This window comes from Staphylococcus caeli, assembly GCF_051413795.1.
Lineage (GTDB): Bacteria > Bacillota > Bacilli > Staphylococcales > Staphylococcaceae > Staphylococcus > Staphylococcus caeli_A.
Genome location: NZ_JBOIRQ010000001.1, coordinates 221,401 through 240,682 on the forward strand (window position 1 = coordinate 221,401; position 19,282 = coordinate 240,682).

The window sequence follows — 19,282 nt, forward strand, 5'->3', positions numbered from 1 at the left end:
TTGAGGATTGAACAAGCTACAATAAATGAAATAAAAGATAAAACAGACATACTCGATTTGGTAAGTGAGTATGTGAAGTTGGAAAAAAGAGGACGCAATTATATTGGTTTGTGTCCTTTTCATGATGAAAAAACGCCTTCTTTTACTGTTTCAGAAGATAAGCAAATTTGCCATTGTTTTGGTTGTAAAAAGGGTGGCAATGTGTTTCAATTCACGCAAGAAATTAAAGATATTTCTTTTACTGAAGCGGTGAAAGAACTTGGTGAACGGGTCAATATCCAAGTTGATACTGGGTACAGCGATAATAGCCAAGAAAATGGACCACAAGTAGCTTCAGAAGATTTACAAATGATAGAAATGCATGAATTAATGCAAGAATATTATCACTATGCCTTGAAAAAGACCGTTGAAGGTGAAGAAGCATTAAATTATTTAAAAGCGCGTGGTTTTACTGATGATTTAATTGATTCAAGAAAGATAGGTTATGCACCCAATAATGCGCATTTTTGTCATGATTTCTTACAGAAAAAAGGATATGATATTCAATTAGCGTATGAAGCGGGGCTATTGTCGCGCAATGAAGAAAATTTTAGTTATTATGACCGTTTTAGAGATCGCGTGATGTTTCCATTAATGAATGCCCAAGGGAGAACGGTCGGTTATTCAGGAAGAACATATAAAAATCAAGAACCCAAATATTTAAATAGCCCTGAAACGCCCATTTTCCAAAAACGTAGATTACTATATAATGTAAATCATGCCCGAAAAGCAATAAGAAAAAATGATGAGATTATCTTGCTGGAAGGTTTTATGGATGTTATCAAAGCCGATCATGCAGGTTTGAAACAAGTCGTAGCAAGTATGGGGACACAAATATCAAATGAACATATTGCTTTTATGAAAAAATTAACATCAAACGTCACACTGATGTTTGATGGCGACTTTGCTGGGACTGAGGCTACATTGAAATCAGGCCAAGCACTTTTACAACAAGGGTTTAATGTATTCGTTGTACAACTTCCAAAAGATATGGATCCAGATGAATATATAGGCAAACACGGTGCTGAGGCCTTTAATTATTATGTAGAACATGAAAAAAAATCATTTGTTATATACAAAGTACACACGCATCAAGATGAGATAGAAAATAATGATTTAGCATATGAACGTTATTTGAATGAAATTACAAATGACATATCTTATATGAAATCATCAATTTTACGTAAAAAGATATTGCAAGAAGTATCGGAATTGTTTAAAGTTAGCATGGATAGTCTAAATAATGAAGTAGGATATCAACAAGACTTTTATCAAACACAAGATTATCATATGCCATCTGTGCCTCAGTTTAATAACTTAAGTAAACATGAGAAAGCGGAACGCGCATTATTAAAACATTTTATGAATGATAAAGACGTATTCTTAAATTATCATAAGTTACTTCAATCAGAAGACTTTACAAATCAATATTTTAAGCGTATATTTAATATTTTACACGAGTTTTACTCTGAAAATGATACATTCATAATTAGTGATGTGTTGCAGTACATCGATTCCAATGAAATTAAAGAAGCATTTATATCATTAGATAACTATATGATAAATGAAGAACCTTATGAATATGAGATGGATGACTATATTAACACAGTTATTGCTAATAGAAATGAAGAAACGATTGAATCACTTAATCATAAGTTGCGTGAAGCAGCTAGACTAGGTGATTTAGAACTGCAAAAATATTATTTAGAAAAAATTGTAAATCACAATAAAAATAGAATGAATTGAAGTATATGAATTAGCTATATAGTTATTGGATTGCTAAATGTATAGTAAGTAAATATTTTGAGTAGATTTCACTAATTTTATCTATAAAATATTTTGATATCAAGTTGATATTATATTCGGGAGGCCTTTTCATGTCTGGAAATAAAGTTAAAGTTAAAAAACAAACTATTGATCCATCTCTAACTTTAGAGGATGTAAAAAAACAATTAATTGAAAAAGGTAAAAAAGAAGGACACCTTAGCCATGAAGAAATTGCAGAAAAACTGCAAAATTTCGAAATGGATTCTGATCAAATGGATGAGCTATTTGACCAATTAACAGATAATGATATTAGTCTAGTTAATGAAAAAGATAGCTCAGATAAAGATTCGAAATTAAATCTAAATGATTTAAGTGCTCCTCCAGGCGTAAAAATAAATGACCCAGTCCGTATGTATTTAAAAGAAATTGGACGTGTGAACTTATTAAATGCGCAAGAAGAAATTGAGTTGGCGAAAAGAATTGAACAAGGTGATGAAGTTGCTAAATCTCGTTTAGCAGAAGCCAATCTACGTCTCGTTGTAAGTATTGCGAAGAGATATGTAGGACGCGGCATGCTTTTCCTTGACCTTATTCAAGAGGGAAATATGGGTTTAATTAAAGCTGTTGAAAAATTCGACTTTAATAAAGGGTTTAAGTTCTCCACATATGCTACGTGGTGGATTCGTCAAGCGATCACACGTGCAATCGCTGACCAAGCACGTACAATCCGTATCCCAGTACACATGGTCGAAACAATTAATAAATTAATACGTGTTCAAAGACAATTATTACAAGATTTAGGCCGTGATCCTGCTCCAGAAGAAATTGGTGAAGAAATGGATTTACCACCTGAAAAAGTGAGAGAAATTTTAAAAATTGCTCAAGAACCAGTATCATTAGAGACACCTATTGGTGAAGAAGATGATAGTCATTTAGGTGACTTTATTGAAGACCAAGAAGCTCAAAGCCCTTCTGATCATGCTGCTTATGAGTTACTAAAAGAGCAGTTAGAAGATGTGTTAGACACATTAACTGATCGTGAAGAGAATGTATTACGCTTGCGTTTTGGATTAGATGATGGTCGTACACGTACATTAGAAGAAGTAGGTAAAGTATTCGGTGTTACAAGAGAACGTATTCGTCAAATCGAAGCGAAGGCCTTAAGAAAATTAAGACATCCAAGCAGAAGTAAACGATTAAAAGACTTTATGGATTAATCTTTAGAGAAGGCAAAGTAAATGCAAAATGAAAATGTGCAAGTAAGCAAACTTTCAATTTAAACTGCTTCTGCCAATATAACGTTTGAGGCTGAGACAAGTAACTGTGTCCCAGCCTTTTTACATATTTAAATAAGGAGCGCCTATATGATTCCATTAAAACAAAGATTAAAAAGAGTGAGCACATATATAAAAGGTAATTGTTTAGCTGACATTGGTTCCGATCATGCATACTTACCTATTTATTCGATAGAACACGGATTAACTCAAACTGCGATTGCTGGTGAAGTTATTAAAGGACCATATGAAGCATCATTAAGAAATGTGAAAGCATATCAATTAAATGATAAAATACAAGTGAGATTGGGTGATGGATTATCAGTCATACAATCGAATGATAATATTTCAACTATAACGATATGCGGGATGGGTGGGCCACTGATTGCTAAAATATTAGAAGCAGGTGCTTCAAAATTAGAAAATAAACCAAGGCTTATACTACAAAGTAATATTCAATCAAGTGCAATTAGAAGGCTTTTATCGAAATTAAATTATTCAATTATTGCTGAAGAAATTTTAGAAGAAAAAGGACATATTTATGAAATTATAGTTGCAGATTTTGATAATAAAAACACATCCATGACTGAGCAAGAAATCAAATTTGGTCCTAAGTTACTTCAAAATAAAACAGAACTATTTTATAAAAAATGGAGTCGGGAACTTGAAGCATTGAATAATATTAAACAAAATCTTAATTCAGAAACACATCAAGACCGTTTAGCAGAAATTAATAATGAAATTCATTTAATAGATGGAGTGATTTAAATGAAAATTGAACAATTGCTTAAAATCATAGATATACATGCACCGTTAAATACTGCAGAGTCATGGGATAACGTTGGCCTGTTGATTGGCAATGAAGCTGCAGAAATTACAGGTATATTAACTGCTCTAGATTGTACAAATGAAGTTGTTGAAGATGCACTCAATAAAAAATGTAATACGATAATTTGTCATCATCCACTCATATTTAAAGGTATAAAACAAATCATTGAGCAAGAGGGGTATGGTGCAATATTACGAAAATTGATTAAAAATGACATTAATTTGATTGCATTGCATACGAACTTAGATGTGTATCCTAAAGGTGTAAATGCTATGTTAGCGCATAAGTTAGGATTAAAAAATCAGTCTATATTAAATCCTGAAACAACAAGTTATTATAAAGTTCAAGTATTTATTCCTAAAGAAAATATAACTGAATTTAAAGAACAATTGAGCGGAGCAGGTTTAGCTCAAGAAGGCGATTATCAGTATTGTTTCTTTGAAAGTGCCGGACAAGGTCAATTTAAACCGGTTGAAGGCGCTAATCCACATATTGGACAATTAAATCACATCGCCAATGTTGAAGAATATAAACTTGAATTTATGATTGATAAAAATCAGAAACAGCTAGCTCAACAATTAATCGAAAAATATCATCCATATGAAACACCAGTTTATGATATTATTTCACTTGAAAAACAGGCTGATTATGGATTAGGTATGATTGGTCAACTAGAAACAGCTCTAAGCGTGGAAGATTTTATAGCACATGTTAAAACTAAATTAGCGATGCCTAGTGTACGATTTAGTGGAGATTTGTCTGACACCATCAAAACTGTTGCCATCATCGGTGGTTCAGGTATTGGATTTGAATATAATGCTAAACAAAAAGGTGCAGATATATTTGTAACAGGCGATATTAAACATCACGATGCATTGGATGCTAAAGTTGCTGGTATTAATTTATTGGATATCAATCACTATAGTGAATACGTTATGCGTGAAGGATTAGCAACGCTTTTAAATGAATGGTTACAAGATAGTGCAGTTGAATTTAATATTTATGCCTCGCAAATTAATACTGACCCATTTGAATATTTATAATTGCTAACTCGAATTTACGATTTGTAGATTCGAGTTATTACACGTAAATAAAAACATTTATGTAAATAATTTAGTTCAAAATTATAAGACAATGCTTTATAATAGATAAGATGAAGATTTAAGGAGGCCAAGACATGGCAAATCACCCATTTGAAAAATTTAATTTAGAACCAAGTCTAATTGAAGCTATAAAAGATTTGAATTTTAATCAACCAACTGAAATTCAAACTCGTGTTATACCTAAAATTATAAAACAAGTAAATTTAATAGGTCAGTCGCAAACAGGTACTGGTAAATCACATGCCTTTTTATTACCATTATTAAATTTAATTGATGTTGACTATAAAGAACCACAAGCAATAGTTGTGGCACCTACACGCGAACTTGCACAACAACTATTCGATGTTGCAACACACTTAACACGTTTTAAAGAAGGCGTTTCTGTGAAACTGTTTATCGGTGGTACAGATATAGAAAAAGACCGTAACCGTGCTAAGAATCAACCACAACTCATCATAGGTACACCTACACGAATCAATGATTTGGCTAAACATGGGGATTTACATGTACACTTAGCGTCTTATTTGGTAATTGATGAAGCTGATTTAATGATTGATTTAGGTTTAATCGATGAAGTGGATCATGTAGCAACAAGATTAGAAGAAGATGCTCATATTGCAGTATTTAGTGCGACAATTCCTAAATCTTTACACCCATTTTTAAATAAATATTTAGAGAATCCAGAGTTTGTTGAAATTGAAAATACTGAAAAAAACAAGAAAAATATTGAGTTTTATTTGATACCTACAAAAGGTGAAGCAAAAATTGAAAAAACTTTAAAATTAATAGATATATTAAACCCATATCTGTGTATCATATTCTGTAATAGTAGAGATAGTGCTGATGAATTGGCAAAACAATTAAATGCTGCTGGTCTAAAACTGGGTATGATCCACGGTGGTTTAACACCTAGAGAACGTAAGCAACAAATGAAACGTATTAGAAACTTAGAATTTCAATTTGTTATTGCCAGTGATTTAGCATCTCGTGGTATTGATATTGACGGTGTCAGTCATGTTATTAATTTTGACGTGCCAAATGATATTGACTTCTTTACACATCGTGTTGGACGTACAGGTCGTGGTCAGTATAAAGGTGTAGCAATTACATTGTATAGTCCTGACGAAGAGCATAATATCGCTTTGATTGAACAACGTGGTTATAAATTTGAAAATGTTGACATCAAAGGTAACGAATTGAAACCGATAAAAGCTCATAATATGCGCCAATCACGTAAAAATAAAGATGACCATTTAACAAATCAATTAAAATATAAAGTAAAAACGAATAAGAAAAAAGTTAAACCTGGTTATAAAAAGAAATTCAAACGTGATTTAGATGACTTAAAACGTAAAGAACGTAAACAATACAGCAAGCAAAAGAGTAGGCAAGACAGAAAAAATAGAAAAGGATAGGTGGAAATTATGTTACTTGGGTCACATGTATCAATGAATGGTAAAAAGATGTTAGAAGGATCCGCAGAAGAAGCAGCAAAATTCGGTGAATCAACATTTATGATTTATACGGGTGCGCCTCAAAATACGCGAAGAAAACCTATCGAAGAATTAAACATCGAGCAAGGACATGAAGTTATGAAAGCAAATGGATTGTCTAATATCGTAGTACACGCACCTTATATCATAAATATTGCAAATACAGTAAAACCACATGTATTTGAATTAGGTGTAGAATTCTTACAAAGTGAAATTGAGCGTACGCAAGCGCTTGGAGCTAAAGATATTGTATTACATCCTGGTTCACACGTTGGTGAAGGTACAGATGCGGGTATACAAAAAATAATCGAAGGTTTAAATGAAGTTCTGACTAATGATAATAATGTTAGAATCGCATTAGAAACTATGGCTGGAAAAGGCTCAGAAATCGGTAGAAATTTTGAAGAAATTGCTCGTATCATTGATGGTGTAAATCATAACGAACGCTTGTCTGTATGTTTTGATACTTGCCATACACATGATGCTGGTTATAATGTTAAAGAAGATTTCGATGGTGTATTGAATGAATTTGATAAAATCATTGGTGTTGATCGAATAAAAGTTGTGCATGTCAACGATAGTAAAAATGATATAGGCGCACACAAAGATAGACATGAAAATATAGGCTTTGGCTATATCGGGTTCGATGCACTTAATTACATTGTGCATCATGATACATTTAAAGATATTCCAAAAATTTTGGAAACACCATATGTAGGAGAAGACAAAAAGAATAAGAAACCGCCTTATAAGTTAGAAATTGAAATGTTAAAAGCACAACAATTTGATGCAGATTTAAAAACTAAAATCTTAAATCAATAATATTAAAATTACTGAAACTGCGAATCAGGTTGAGACATTATGCGATGTCTTAGCCTGATTTTTTGTATAAGTCGTAAACATTACTATTTACATTGAGCTTTGCACGTTGTATAGTATAGAACGAGGTGAAAACATGTCTACGCCAGTATTCGAATTAAAAAATATAGATTATTATTTTGATAACAAGCAAGTCCTTGAAAATATAAACATAAAAATTAATAGAGGTGAATTTGTAGCTATTGTTGGACCAAATGGCGCTGGGAAATCAACCTTATTAAAAATTATCCTAGGTTTACTTCCCATTCAAAAAGGTCAAATGTTTGTCGATGGTATTGATTACAATGGCAAACAATCTTTGTTAAAAATTAGTTATGTCTCACAAAAAGCACAAGCATTTAAAGCTGGTTTTCCTGCTAGTGTTAAAGAAATTGTAATTAGTGGGCTGACTAAACGAAAAAGATTATTTCAATGGTTTAATAAAAGCGATGAGCAACAAGTCGTCTCTGTTTTAAAACGTTTAAATATTGAACATTTGATTAATAAAAATATTGCTGAATTATCAGGTGGACAACAACAACGTGTTTTGATAGCTCGAGCATTAATTAGTAATCCATCTGTACTCATATTAGATGAACCAACAAATGGTATTGACGCAAAGCATGTCAGTGAATTTTATGAAACATTAGAAACACTTAAAAATGACGGAGTCACTATTATTTTAGTTACACATGATATCGGTGTTGTAGCAGATACAGCTACAGAAGTTGCTTGTTTAAATAAGCATTTACACTTCCATGGTACAACAGAAGATTTTAAATCACTTGATGAAGTAGAAATTTCTAAAATTTATGGACACCCAATACAATTCGTAGATCATCAACATAGTAGGGAGTGCTGTTCATCATGATTGAAGCCTTATTAAATTTTGACTTTATGCGATATTCGATGTTAAGTGGCATCTTAATTGGATTTATTGCACCACTCATTGGTGCTTTTATCGTAGTTAGACGATTATCTTTAATTGCCGATGCATTAAGTCACGTCACACTTGGCGGTATATCATTTGGTATGTTCGTCATAACGATTATTCCAGCACTTACTTTTATTAATCCTATGTGGTTTGGTATTCTATTTGCAATTATTGGGGCATTACTCATTGAATATCTGAGAACGTCATATAGCAACTATCAGGAAATTGCGATTCCGATTATAATGAGTGCTGGTATTGCACTAAGTGCGATTTTTATCTCTCTTGCAGATGGGTTTAACCAAGAAATCGTTGGCCTGTTATTTGGTTCTATTAGTGCAGTAACATTAAGTGACTTAATGACAATTATTGCAATTGTCGTAATTGTACTTGCATTCATTCTTTCATTTTATAAAGAATTATTTATATTATCGTTTGATGATGAATATAGTAAAGTTATTGGCATACCAAAATGGATACAATTTCTCTTTATAATCATCGTGGCTATGGTTATATCTGCATCTATGCGTGTCGTAGGAATTTTATTAGTAAGTGCGTTAATCACTTTACCAGTAGCTATTTCTATGAGATTAACAAAAGGTTTCAAACAATTAATCATTTTAAGTGTATTAATTGGAGAATTATCAGTCATTGGAGGACTAATATTAGCATTTTATATAAATATTTCTCCAGGTGGGGTAATTGTGGTATTACTTGTACTCATACTAGCAGTGACAATGTTATTTCAAAAACTCAAAACGGGTGCGATAAAAGGAGCGGCTAAAAATGAAAACGGAAGAAGCAATTAATATTATTAAAGAACATGGCCATAAATACACAAATAAAAGACGTGATATGATAGATTTTTTCGTATCAGAAGATAAATATATTAACGCAAAAATGATACAGCAAAAGATGGACGAAAACTACCCCGGCATTTCATTCGATACAATTTATAGAAATTTACATTTATTTAAAGAACTAGGCATTGTGGAAGGCACAGAACTAGATGGGGAAATGAAATTTAGAATTGCTTGTACAGATCACCATCATCATCATTTTATTTGTGAGTCTTGTGGTGATACAAAAGTAATAGACTTTTGCCCAATTGAACAAATAAAATCATTTTTACCCAATGTTGACATTCATACACATAAATTAGAAGTTTATGGCATTTGTGAAGTTTGTCAAAATGCATAACCTGTTCATAGATTGAATTTCGACATATTAAAATCACGAATTAATTATAGTTAACTTTTGTCATGGCACTTTTAAGCATAGGTCATTAGTATGAATTAATCTATTTCATTAAATTTATGCTCTAAATATGTTTAAATAAGCACATTTTGAGATATACTAATAAAGTAATTAAAGATGACAAAGACAATCTTATGACTTTACAATTAATAACTAAGCATATTAATTGTTGTCATAATTATTACTTGTTATCCTTAACTTAAAGATTAATTAGGAGGATGATTATTTATGGCTTTTGAATTACCAAATTTACCTTATGGTTTTGATGCATTGGAACCACACATTGACAAACAAACAATGGAAATTCACCATGACAAACACCATAACACTTATGTAACTAAATTAAATGCAGCAGTTGAAGGTACTGATTTAGAATCTAAATCTATCGAAGAAATTGTAGCTAACTTAGACAGTGTTCCAGAAAACATTCAAACAGCTGTTCGAAATAATGGCGGTGGACACTTAAACCACTCATTATTCTGGGAATTATTATCTCCAAACTCAGAAGAAAAAGGTACTGTTGTTGATAAAATCAAAGAACAATGGGGCTCTTTAGATGCATTTAAAGAAGAATTTGCTGACAAAGCTGCAGCTCGTTTCGGTTCTGGTTGGGCATGGTTAGTAGTTAATAACGGTAATTTAGAAATCGTTACAACTCCAAACCAAGATAACCCATTAACAGAAGGTAAAACACCTATCTTAGGATTAGATGTTTGGGAACATGCATACTACCTTAAATACCAAAATAAACGTCCAGACTACATCAGTGCATTTTGGAACGTTGTTAATTGGGAAAAAGTTGACGAATTATACAACGCTGCAAAATAATTGCAGAGATTTACATGACGGCCTATTCATAGGTCGTCATTTTTTTAATTAAAATAATAGAAATATTGGCTGATTTCATATATCATTTAGAGTGAGAACTTTTGAATAGAGGTATGCTGTTTTGTTAAAAAGATTAAAAGAAAAATCAAATGATGAAAAAATCAGAAATACAATGAATAAAAGGATAAGCTTTATATTTGGTATCATCGTATTTATTTTCGCAATTATAGTTTTACGGTTAGGATACTTACAAATTGCTCAAGGTTCTCACTATAAACAAATGATTAAAAATAGTGAAAATTTAACGGTAAATGAAGCTGTTCCAAGAGGACGCATTTTAGATAGAAATGGCAAAGTATTAGTTGATAATGCTTCTAAAAAAGCAATTACATATGCACGTGGTAGAAAAACAACACCTTCCGAAGTGTTAGACATTGCAAATGATTTATCTAAACTCATAAAAATGGATACCAAAAAAATTACAGAGCGCGATAAGCAAGATTATTGGATACAACTTCATCCTAATCAAGCAAAAAGTTTAATGAAAAAAGAACAATCGCTTTTAGATGACGGTAGTATTTCTCAAGAAGATTATGATGAGACACTGTATAAAAAAATTGGTAAAAAACAATTGGATACATTAACTTCAAAAGATTTACAAGTACTCTCAATTTATCGTGAGATGATGTCAGGTTCTGCGTTGGACCCTCAGACAATTAAAAATGAAGATGTGACTGACGAAGAATATGCTGCTGTTTCTCAAAAATTATCGGAATTACCTGGTGTAAATACAACAATGGATTGGGATAGAAAATACCCTTATGGTGATACGTTGCGTGGTATCTTTGGAGACGTTTCAACAACTGAAGAAGGTATTCCAAAAGAACTTACCGAAAAGTATTTAGCTAAAGGATATTCTCGAAATGACCGCGTTGGTAAATCATATTTAGAGTATCAGTATGACGATATTCTTAAAGGTAAGAAGAAAGAAATGAAATATACCACAGACAAATCGGGAGATGTCATTGATTCTAAAGTGATTAGCCCAGGTTCTCGTGGTGATGATCTTGTCTTAAGTATTGACGTTGACTTACAGAAAAAGACTGAAGAGTATTTAGAGAAGCAAATTTCAAAATTGCGTAGTGAAGGCGCTAAAGATATGGACAATGCATTAATTGTAGTTCAAAATCCTAATAATGGTGATATATTAGCCATGGCAGGGAAACAAATAGACAAGAATGGTGATTTAACTGATTATGATATCGGTACATTCACTGCACAATTTGCAGTTGGGTCTTCTGTAAAAGGCGGTACTTTATTAGCCGGTTACCAAAATAATGCGATTAATGTAGGGGAAGAAATGGTTGATGAACCATTGAAATTCGCTGGTGGTTTAACTAAACGCTCTTACTTTAACCAAGATGGTAAAGTAAGAATTAATGACAAAGAGGCATTAATGCATTCTTCAAACGTTTATATGTTTAAAACTGCATTAAAATTAGCTGGTTCGCCATATACGCCAAACATGTCATTACCAACTGATATTTCTGACGCTGGACAAAAATTACGTAAAGGTTTAAATCAAGTGGGGCTTGGTGTCAAAACAGGTATTGATTTACCAAATGAAACTAATGGACAAATTGAACCATTAACAGATAATCCAGGTAACTATTTGGACTTATCTATTGGTCAATATGATACTTATACTCCAATGCAATTATCTCAATATGTTTCAACAATCGGGAATAATGGTTATAGAGTACAACCACACATAGGTTTAGAAGTAAGAAAAGCAACAAATAAAGATACTTTAGGTCCAGTTAAAGAAAAAGTAAAAGGTAATGTTTTAAACAAAGTAAATAATACACCAGATCAAGTGAAAGAAGTTCAAGAAGGCTTCAAGATGGCATTTAATGACAAAGATGGTACTGGCTATCAGAGCTTCAACGATACTGAAGTCCCATCTGCTGGTAAAACGGGTACTGCCGAGGTATTCCAAGATGGTAAACCAAGGGTAAACTCAACTTATATAGGATATGCTCCAATTAAAAATCCAAAATTAGCATTTTCAATCGTATATACGAATCAACCAGTCCCTGAGCCATGGTTAAATGGTGGGGATTTGGGACGAGATGTTATTAATTATTACTTCAAAGAAAAATCTAAAGACTAAACTCTCGTCAGTTATATTGATAAACAATAGTGATATAATCGACTTTAGTAAAAATAATACTTTTCAATTTTATAACTAAATGGTATGATTAGTAGGTCGTATTTTGAAAAGGTAAGGAGGAATTAGCATGCGCGTAAACGTAACTCTAGCTTGTACAGAATGTGGAGAAAGAAACTACATTACTACAAAAAATAAACGTACTAATCCTGAACGTATAGAAATGAAAAAGCACTGTGCACGTGATAATAAACACACATTGCACCGTGAAACAAAATAATTAATCTTTAAGAGAAGACTACAAAATCTAAAGTCTATAATATTTTGTAGAATCTACTCTAAAATAGAGGCTGAGACAATAAAGATGTCTAGCCTCTATTTTTATGTAAAAATACATATAAACGCATTCATTATTGAAATATAGTTAAATGACATTATAATTTATAAACGTTATAATAATGTAAGTATGCTTTACGGGAAGGTGCTTTAATGACTAAAAAAACATTGCGACAACAGAAACTGGAAAAAATGAAATTGTTCTCTCAACAATCTGGTAAAAAAGTAGCTGACGGTTTTCTAGCTAAGCAATTTTTCAGAACCGAAGAATATCAAAAGGCCACTCGAATTGGGATAGTTTTGTCTATGGCACATGAAGTGGATACATATTCAATTATTCGACACATGCTTTCAGATGAAAAAAAAGTGTTTGTACCTGAAACTAATTATGATACTCGACAAATGACATTTAAATCTTTAACGCATCTTGAATACATTGGTCCCGATGAGAAAGGAATTAATCATGTTGTTCAAAATGCTGAAATTTCTAGTGATTTAGATTTAATAGTTGTACCAGGTGTCGTATTTAACCAAAGTGGATACCGAATTGGATATGGTGGTGGATACTTTGATAAGTTTCTAAGTTGTAATCAACAAATGACAATTAGTCTGTTATATGATTTTCAGCTGAATGATTTTGAACCTGAAGCGCATGATCAACCCGTAGAAAATTTAATCATAGCTACAACAAGTTAATGGAGGGAAAAATGATTACAGAAAAACATTATTGGAAGTGCATCTATACTTGGATTAAATATCTAAATTATCATGTTGTTCATCGTAATCAAGATAATAGTGAAATATGGCTCGCAAATTCAAGAAAACAGCAAGTTGCTATTTTTAAGTTTGGAGCAAATTCAACTCAAGATGTCAGATTTGTTAAAAGTAGAATTCAAGATAATAATGAAAATATAAATGATTTTTTGAATTTCAAACCAAGTAATTATGATTTATTTATTTTTACTGAAAAAATGTTCACAGATGAAAATTTAAATGAATCACATCCAGCTAAGTTTAAAGTCAAAATAATTAGAGACGAAGAGCAACTTGCAAGTATATTACCAAATATGTTTATTAAACAAATTTTTATACGTGACACAAAACACACGAAATCATATTATAAACAACGCGCATTAAATACGAATCCAATTGAAAAGCATATGCTTAAATTTGCACCTGTTACATATGGATTAATATTTACAAATGTTGTTATTTGGTTATTGATGGTATTGTTCTTAAATCGTTTTTCAGATTTAAAATTGTTGGATGTAGGTGGTTTAGTTCATTTTAACGTGGTACATGGAGAATGGTATCGCTTAATAAGTTCAATATTTTTACATTATAATTTTGAACATATTTTAATGAATATGCTCAGCCTGTTTATTTTCGGCAAAATTGTTGAATCAATTGTAGGTCATTGGCGCATGTTTGTTATATACATTGTTGCTGGATTATTTGGAAATTTCGCTTCGTTATCTTTTAACATCGATACAGTATCAGTAGGTGCAAGTGGGGCCATTTTTGGATTAATAGGCGCTATTTTTACATTTATGTATATTGGAAAACAGTTTAATCGTAAACTAATTGGGCAATTGCTAATTGTTTTAATCGTTATGATAGGATTATCATTGTTAATGGATAATGTTAATATTATTGCTCATATTGGTGGTTTCATTGGTGGTCTTTTAATCACATTAATTGGTTACTATTTTAAGCGAAACAAAACTTGGTTTTGGGTATTAATTATTTTGATGCTCGTACTATTTATTGCAGCCCAAATTCGAATATATACTATCAAAGAAGATAATATTTATAACACAATCATTGCTAATGAGATGAAACAAGGTGATTATAGTGAAGCTAAAAGTATGGTAGAACATACGATTGAGAAGCAATATGCAGATGATGAAACGTATTATTTGAAAGGGCTAATCAATTCAACACAAGATTCAAAAGCTGAAGGCATTGCTTCGTGGGAAAGAGGATTAAGGTATTATCCTAATTCTTCGCTTTTAAACTATCAATTAGCAGTTGCTAACAGATCACTGGATAATAATGATAAAGCTAAAAAGTACATAAAAAATGCTTTGAAATCAGATCCAACTAATAAAGATTATAAGAATTTATATGAAGAATTGAGCGATAATAGTGATTCAACAGATTAATAGTTTTTATGATGTGCAACAACTTTTAAAAAAATTTGGTTTTATTGTATATTTTAAAGAGAAAAATGATATGTATGAAATGATGGAACAAGAAATTAAATCATTATTTAATTTTGGACTTATTTCAAAAGATGAATATATAAAATGTCGACTTATTATTAATCAAAGAAGGACGGATAATTAATGAATAGAATCATATTAGCTGCAGATATTGGTGGTACTACTTGTAAATTAGGTTGTTTTGACGAATCATTAAATCAAATTTCAAAATGGTCAATTGACACAGATACTTCAGATTCAACTGGTTACGTATTATTGAAAAACATTTATGATGCGTTTGTTGAGTTTATAGAACAATCTTCCTACACATTTTCAGATGTAGTAGGAATTGGTATAGGTGTACCAGGTCCTGTTAATTTTGAGACTGGTGAAGTTAATGGTGCCGTTAATCTATATTGGACAGAAACTGTGAACGTAAGAAATATTTTCCAACAATTTGTGGATTGTCCGGTATACGTTGATAATGATGCAAACGTAGCAGCATTAGGTGAAAAACATAAAGGTGCAGGTAATGGTGCGGATGACGTTGTTGCAATTACTTTAGGTACAGGACTTGGTGGAGGCATTATCTCTAATGGCGAAATTGTCCATGGACATAATGGATCGGGTGCAGAAATCGGCCATTTTAGAGTCGATCATGACCAGAGATTTAAATGTAACTGTGGGAAATCAGGATGTATAGAGACGGTTGCATCTGCAACAGGTGTAGTAAATTTAGTTAACTTTTATTACCCAAAATTAACATTTAAATCATCTATACTACAATTAATAAAAGAAAATAAAGTTACAGCAAAAGCAGTTTTTGATGCGGCAAAAGCTGGAGATCAATTTTGTATTTTTATAACTGAACGTGTTGCGAACTACATTGCTTACTTATGTAGCATTATAAGTGTTACCAGCAACCCGAAATACATTGTGCTGGGTGGAGGTATGTCAACAGCAGGTTTAATATTAATCGAAAACATTAAAACTGAATATCACAATTTAACTTTTTCACCTGCACAACAAGATACTGAAATTGTACAAGCGCAATTAGGCAACGATGCTGGTATTACTGGTGCGGCAGGTCTAATCTATACTTATATAATTGAAAAGGAAGGTGTGAAGTAATGGCTATTGTAGATGTAGTGATTATTCCAGTAGGTACTGAAGGACCAAGTGTAAGTAAATATATTGCTGAAATACAAACAAAATTAAATGAATTCAAAGCACAAGGTAAAATTGATTATCAATTAACACCGATGAATACCCTTATAGAAGGTGATTTAAAAGACTTATTTGAAGTCATTCAAGAAATTCACGAACTGCCATTCAACAAAGGCCTAGATCGTGTGTGCACAAATATCAGAATTGACGATAGACGTGATAAATCACGTAAAATGAATGAAAAGCTAGATTCTGTTCAAAAGCATTTGGATAATGGAGGCAGCAATTCATGAAAATCTCTAGTTTAACTTTAGGGCTCGTCGATACGAATGCATATTTTATTGAAAGTGATAAACATGTCATATTAGTAGACCCAGCAAGTGATAGTGACTTAATTATAAAAAAGCTAAATCAAATTAATAAATCTTTAACAGCAATATTGCTGACACATGCACATTTCGATCATATTGGAGCACTAGACGAGATAGTTGCGAAGTATAATGTCCCAGTATATATGCATAAATCAGAGTTTGATTTCTTAACTAATACTGAGAAAAATGGCTCAGAGAAATTCAAACAATACGGTATGCCTCAAATTACTAGTCAAATTACACCATTAGCTATGGATGAAGGGGAAGCTAATATAGGGGATTTTAATTTCAAAGTACTTCATACTCCTGGTCATTCACCAGGTAGCCTTAGCTTCGTTTTTGATGAATTTGCAGTAGTCGGAGATACTCTGTTTAATCAAGGTATTGGTAGAACAGATTTATATAAAGGTGACTATGAAACACTCGTTGATTCTATATTAGATAAATTATTCCAATTAGACGATGACTTACCTTTATTCCCAGGGCATGGTCCTTATACAACCGTTGAGGATGAGCAACTAAACCCATATTTACACTGCTAAATCCTTTCTTTTGTTAAAACTGCAATCAACTCAATAAATAATAAAGTAATTTATTTATCTCTTACGTGTATATTTGTAGGAGGTGGATTTTTTTGAAGTTATTGTTTAATAATCTACTAAGTAAAGCAATTGAAAAGAATGCGACAGATATTCATTTTATTCCATCAGAAGAAACTATTTTTATTAAATTTAGGATACAAGATACTTTATGTCCCTTCGAAACATTGCAGCAGCATATTTATGTTAAATTGCTAACATATATGAAATATCAAGCTGGTTTAGATGTATCCAAACATAATGCTGCTCAAAGTGGTAGATACATTCACAAATTGAAACATATTTATTTTTTGAGAATATCTACATTACCATTATCATTAGGTATTGAAAGTTGTGTGATTAGAATCATCCCCCAATACTTTCAAAAACCCAAACCTTCAAACAACATTAATCACTTATTTAAACTTATGCATAAAAAACAAGGTCTCATATTGTTTAGTGGCCCTACTGGTTCTGGAAAAAGCACATTAATGTATCAAATGGTAATGTATGCGAAAGAACATTTGGATTTAAATATTATAACGGTAGAAGACCCAGTGGAACAGCTTGTTTCAGGTATAACTCAAGTAACTATCAATGAAAAAGCAGGCATCACTTATGCTAATTCATTCAAAGCGATTTTAAGGTGTGATCCAGATATCATACTTATTGGTGAGATTAGAGATGCAGTAATCGCAAAATATGTAGTTCAAGCAAGTTTAAGTGGACATCTTGTATTGACTACAATCCACGCTAATAACTGTAAAGGTGCATTATTAAGACTTATCGAAATGGGAGTGACTTATCAGGAATTAAATCAATCATTACTAAGTGTTTTGAACCAAAGACTAATAACTACTTATAAAAAAGAAAGAAAATTAATTTACGAACAACTTTCACGCAAACAGATAAATTTCTTTTTTGAAAATGATTTGATGCTTCCAGAATCTTTTCATACTTTAAATTATAAGTTAAATAAAATGACAAAAGAGGGGGTAATTTGTGAAGAAACAATGGATAAATATCTTTAGACTTAAAGGTCATTCTATAATAAGTGATAAGAATAAAATAGCACTAATCGCTAAGTTAAAAGATCTATTAGACCATGGATATACATTATCTGAGTCATTTGGTTTTTTACTACAACACACACAACTAAACGATCAAAATGTTAAAATGCGTATTAAAGAAGATTTACAAAATGGTGCTAATTGTGCACACATACTTAAACTATTAAAATTTCCCAAGGCAATTGTTACTTTAATTTATTTTGCAGAATTATTTAGCGATTTATCGATTACCTTACCACATGCACATGAATATCTATTTAAAAATTATAGTGCTAAACGTCAGTTTTTTAAAACAACTCAATATCCTTCATTACTACTCATTATTTTTATTGGAATGTTAGTAGTTATCAATCATACTATTATTCCAGAATTTCAAAATTTATATCAAAATTTAGATGTTAATATCTCACCAATACAATTCTATTTATCCTCATTCATTTTGCAACTTCCCCAAATGTTATTTTACATCCTGATATGTATATTTCTTATTTTTCTTATTTTCTTCTTGGGATATAAAAAGCTATCAATAGAAAATAAACTTCATTTCATTTTGCACATTCCAATAGTTTCAAAATTTTTTAGGCTTTATAAAACTTTTCAAATTTCCTCAGAATTGAGTTTGTTCTATAAAAATGGAATTAATTTGCAACAAATCGTAGAAATATATGGAAGTCAAACAGACGATGAATATTTAGTCTACCTAGCTAGAAAAATAGCAGTTGGTAGTCACAATGGTCTTAAATTAAGTGAAACTTTAAGTAAAGTGCCCTGTTTTGATAAGAGTCTATCAATTTTCATAGAAGAGGGTGAGAAAAAGGGCAGATTAGAAATAGAAATGAAGCTATATAGCGAAATAATAATAGAAAAAATTGAGCAATTATTACAATTAATTATAAAATTTATACAACCATTGGTCTTTTTTCTCATTGCAATTTTAATTGTATCGCTATATTTAGTTATTATGCTACCAATGTTTGATTTAATGCAAACCATCAAATAACCTAGAA

General features: G+C 31.5%; 20 protein-coding genes. All 20 read left to right on the forward strand.

The features are described 5' to 3' along the window. The 20 genes from dnaG (at position 1) to comGB (ending at position 19,275) form a co-directional block, all read left to right on the forward strand. Positions 1 to 1,785 (forward strand): DNA primase, encoded by a 1,785-nt coding sequence (dnaG, locus tag ACSULM_RS01055; RefSeq protein ID WP_436859884.1) that lies wholly within the window; start codon positions 1 to 3, stop codon positions 1,783 to 1,785. A 131-nt stretch (positions 1,786 to 1,916) separates the two neighbouring features. Next, entirely contained in the window at positions 1,917 to 3,023 is a 1,107-nt protein-coding gene (gene rpoD / locus ACSULM_RS01060; protein ID WP_069995972.1) for an RNA polymerase sigma factor RpoD, read from the forward strand. A 147-nt stretch (positions 3,024 to 3,170) separates the two neighbouring features. Continuing rightward, a complete protein-coding gene (locus ACSULM_RS01065) occupies positions 3,171 to 3,848 on the forward strand; it encodes a tRNA (adenine(22)-N(1))-methyltransferase (RefSeq protein WP_436859885.1) in 678 nt (225 codons plus the stop codon). Beyond that, positions 3,849 to 4,952, forward strand: a complete 1,104-nt coding sequence (locus ACSULM_RS01070) for a Nif3-like dinuclear metal center hexameric protein (protein WP_436859886.1) — start codon at positions 3,849 to 3,851, stop codon at positions 4,950 to 4,952. It begins immediately after the preceding gene. Between the two features lie 134 nt (positions 4,953 to 5,086). After that, positions 5,087 to 6,427 carry a DEAD/DEAH box helicase gene (locus ACSULM_RS01075; protein WP_436859887.1) on the forward strand — a complete coding sequence of 447 codons (1,341 nt, stop codon included), beginning with the start codon at positions 5,087 to 5,089 and terminating at the stop codon, positions 6,425 to 6,427. A 9-nt stretch (positions 6,428 to 6,436) separates the two neighbouring features. Continuing rightward, positions 6,437 to 7,327 carry a deoxyribonuclease IV gene (locus tag ACSULM_RS01080; RefSeq protein ID WP_436854244.1) on the forward strand — a complete coding sequence of 297 codons (891 nt, stop codon included), beginning with the start codon at positions 6,437 to 6,439 and terminating at the stop codon, positions 7,325 to 7,327. 133 nt (positions 7,328 to 7,460) lie between these two features. Further along, positions 7,461 to 8,234: a metal ABC transporter ATP-binding protein gene (locus tag ACSULM_RS01085; RefSeq protein ID WP_436859888.1), complete on the forward strand. Its 774-nt coding sequence runs from the start codon at positions 7,461 to 7,463 to the stop codon at positions 8,232 to 8,234. Continuing rightward, a complete protein-coding gene (locus tag ACSULM_RS01090) occupies positions 8,231 to 9,103 on the forward strand; it encodes a metal ABC transporter permease (protein ID WP_436859890.1) in 873 nt (290 codons plus the stop codon). Before ACSULM_RS01085 ends, ACSULM_RS01090 begins: the two co-directional genes overlap by 4 nt. After that, positions 9,081 to 9,494 (forward strand): Fur family transcriptional regulator, encoded by a 414-nt coding sequence (locus ACSULM_RS01095; RefSeq protein ID WP_436853978.1) that lies wholly within the window; start codon positions 9,081 to 9,083, stop codon positions 9,492 to 9,494. Before ACSULM_RS01090 ends, ACSULM_RS01095 begins: the two co-directional genes overlap by 23 nt. Before the next feature lie 285 nt (positions 9,495 to 9,779). Continuing rightward, positions 9,780 to 10,379: a superoxide dismutase gene (locus ACSULM_RS01100; protein WP_069995979.1), complete on the forward strand. Its 600-nt coding sequence runs from the start codon at positions 9,780 to 9,782 to the stop codon at positions 10,377 to 10,379. A 121-nt stretch (positions 10,380 to 10,500) separates the two neighbouring features. After that, positions 10,501 to 12,552, forward strand: coding sequence for a peptidoglycan D,D-transpeptidase FtsI family protein (locus tag ACSULM_RS01105; protein WP_436859892.1), 2,052 nt, complete (start codon positions 10,501 to 10,503; stop codon positions 12,550 to 12,552). Between the two features lie 127 nt (positions 12,553 to 12,679). Beyond that, positions 12,680 to 12,829: a 50S ribosomal protein L33 gene (gene rpmG / locus ACSULM_RS01110; protein ID WP_019469354.1), complete on the forward strand. Its 150-nt coding sequence runs from the start codon at positions 12,680 to 12,682 to the stop codon at positions 12,827 to 12,829. Positions 12,830 to 13,038: 209 nt separating this feature from the next. Further along, positions 13,039 to 13,581, forward strand: a complete 543-nt coding sequence (locus tag ACSULM_RS01115; protein WP_436859893.1) for a 5-formyltetrahydrofolate cyclo-ligase — start codon at positions 13,039 to 13,041, stop codon at positions 13,579 to 13,581. Between the two features lie 11 nt (positions 13,582 to 13,592). Next, positions 13,593 to 15,050: a rhomboid family intramembrane serine protease gene (locus tag ACSULM_RS01120; RefSeq protein ID WP_436859895.1), complete on the forward strand. Its 1,458-nt coding sequence runs from the start codon at positions 13,593 to 13,595 to the stop codon at positions 15,048 to 15,050. Then, on the forward strand, positions 15,034 to 15,234 hold the full coding sequence (locus ACSULM_RS01125; RefSeq protein WP_436853974.1) for a YqgQ family protein: 201 nt from the start codon (positions 15,034 to 15,036) through the stop codon (positions 15,232 to 15,234). Before ACSULM_RS01120 ends, ACSULM_RS01125 begins: the two co-directional genes overlap by 17 nt. Next, positions 15,234 to 16,220 carry a glucokinase gene (locus ACSULM_RS01130; protein WP_436859897.1) on the forward strand — a complete coding sequence of 329 codons (987 nt, stop codon included), beginning with the start codon at positions 15,234 to 15,236 and terminating at the stop codon, positions 16,218 to 16,220. Before ACSULM_RS01125 ends, ACSULM_RS01130 begins: the two co-directional genes overlap by 1 nt. After that, positions 16,220 to 16,549, forward strand: coding sequence for an MTH1187 family thiamine-binding protein (locus ACSULM_RS01135; RefSeq protein WP_436859898.1), 330 nt, complete (start codon positions 16,220 to 16,222; stop codon positions 16,547 to 16,549). Before ACSULM_RS01130 ends, ACSULM_RS01135 begins: the two co-directional genes overlap by 1 nt. Beyond that, positions 16,546 to 17,169, forward strand: coding sequence for an MBL fold metallo-hydrolase (locus ACSULM_RS01140; protein WP_436859899.1), 624 nt, complete (start codon positions 16,546 to 16,548; stop codon positions 17,167 to 17,169). The genes ACSULM_RS01135 and ACSULM_RS01140 overlap by 4 nt, the downstream gene beginning before the upstream one ends. A 92-nt stretch (positions 17,170 to 17,261) precedes the next feature. Beyond that, the gene (gene comGA / locus ACSULM_RS01145) at positions 17,262 to 18,236 is read left to right on the forward strand and encodes a competence type IV pilus ATPase ComGA (RefSeq protein ID WP_436859900.1); all 975 of its coding nucleotides are present in this window, start codon (positions 17,262 to 17,264) and stop codon (positions 18,234 to 18,236) included. Continuing rightward, the gene (gene comGB / locus ACSULM_RS01150; RefSeq protein WP_436859901.1) at positions 18,208 to 19,275 is read left to right on the forward strand and encodes a competence type IV pilus assembly protein ComGB; all 1,068 of its coding nucleotides are present in this window, start codon (positions 18,208 to 18,210) and stop codon (positions 19,273 to 19,275) included. Before comGA ends, comGB begins: the two co-directional genes overlap by 29 nt. Positions 19,276 to 19,282: the final 7 nt, after the last annotated feature.

Excerpts from the sequence above, each read along its gene's own strand:
- ACSULM_RS01095 (WP_436853978.1), top strand. The coding sequence starts at position 9,081 with ATGAAAACGGAAGAAGCAATTAATATTATTAAAGAACATGGCCATAAA.
- ACSULM_RS01090 (WP_436859890.1), top strand. The coding sequence starts at position 8,231 with ATGATTGAAGCCTTATTAAATTTTGACTTTATGCGATATTCGATGTTA.
- ACSULM_RS01075 (WP_436859887.1), top strand. The coding sequence starts at position 5,087 with ATGGCAAATCACCCATTTGAAAAATTTAATTTAGAACCAAGTCTAATT.
- ACSULM_RS01130 (WP_436859897.1), top strand. The coding sequence starts at position 15,234 with ATGAATAGAATCATATTAGCTGCAGATATTGGTGGTACTACTTGTAAA.
- ACSULM_RS01085 (WP_436859888.1), top strand. The coding sequence starts at position 7,461 with ATGTCTACGCCAGTATTCGAATTAAAAAATATAGATTATTATTTTGAT.
- rpmG (WP_019469354.1), top strand. The coding sequence starts at position 12,680 with ATGCGCGTAAACGTAACTCTAGCTTGTACAGAATGTGGAGAAAGAAAC.
- ACSULM_RS01070 (WP_436859886.1), top strand. The coding sequence starts at position 3,849 with ATGAAAATTGAACAATTGCTTAAAATCATAGATATACATGCACCGTTA.
- ACSULM_RS01100 (WP_069995979.1), top strand. The coding sequence starts at position 9,780 with ATGGCTTTTGAATTACCAAATTTACCTTATGGTTTTGATGCATTGGAA.
- ACSULM_RS01140 (WP_436859899.1), top strand. The coding sequence starts at position 16,546 with ATGAAAATCTCTAGTTTAACTTTAGGGCTCGTCGATACGAATGCATAT.
- rpoD (WP_069995972.1), top strand. The coding sequence starts at position 1,917 with ATGTCTGGAAATAAAGTTAAAGTTAAAAAACAAACTATTGATCCATCT.
- ACSULM_RS01135 (WP_436859898.1), top strand. The coding sequence starts at position 16,220 with ATGGCTATTGTAGATGTAGTGATTATTCCAGTAGGTACTGAAGGACCA.
- ACSULM_RS01065 (WP_436859885.1), top strand. The coding sequence starts at position 3,171 with ATGATTCCATTAAAACAAAGATTAAAAAGAGTGAGCACATATATAAAA.
- ACSULM_RS01080 (WP_436854244.1), top strand. The coding sequence starts at position 6,437 with ATGTTACTTGGGTCACATGTATCAATGAATGGTAAAAAGATGTTAGAA.
- ACSULM_RS01120 (WP_436859895.1), top strand. The coding sequence starts at position 13,593 with ATGATTACAGAAAAACATTATTGGAAGTGCATCTATACTTGGATTAAA.
- ACSULM_RS01115 (WP_436859893.1), top strand. The coding sequence starts at position 13,039 with ATGACTAAAAAAACATTGCGACAACAGAAACTGGAAAAAATGAAATTG.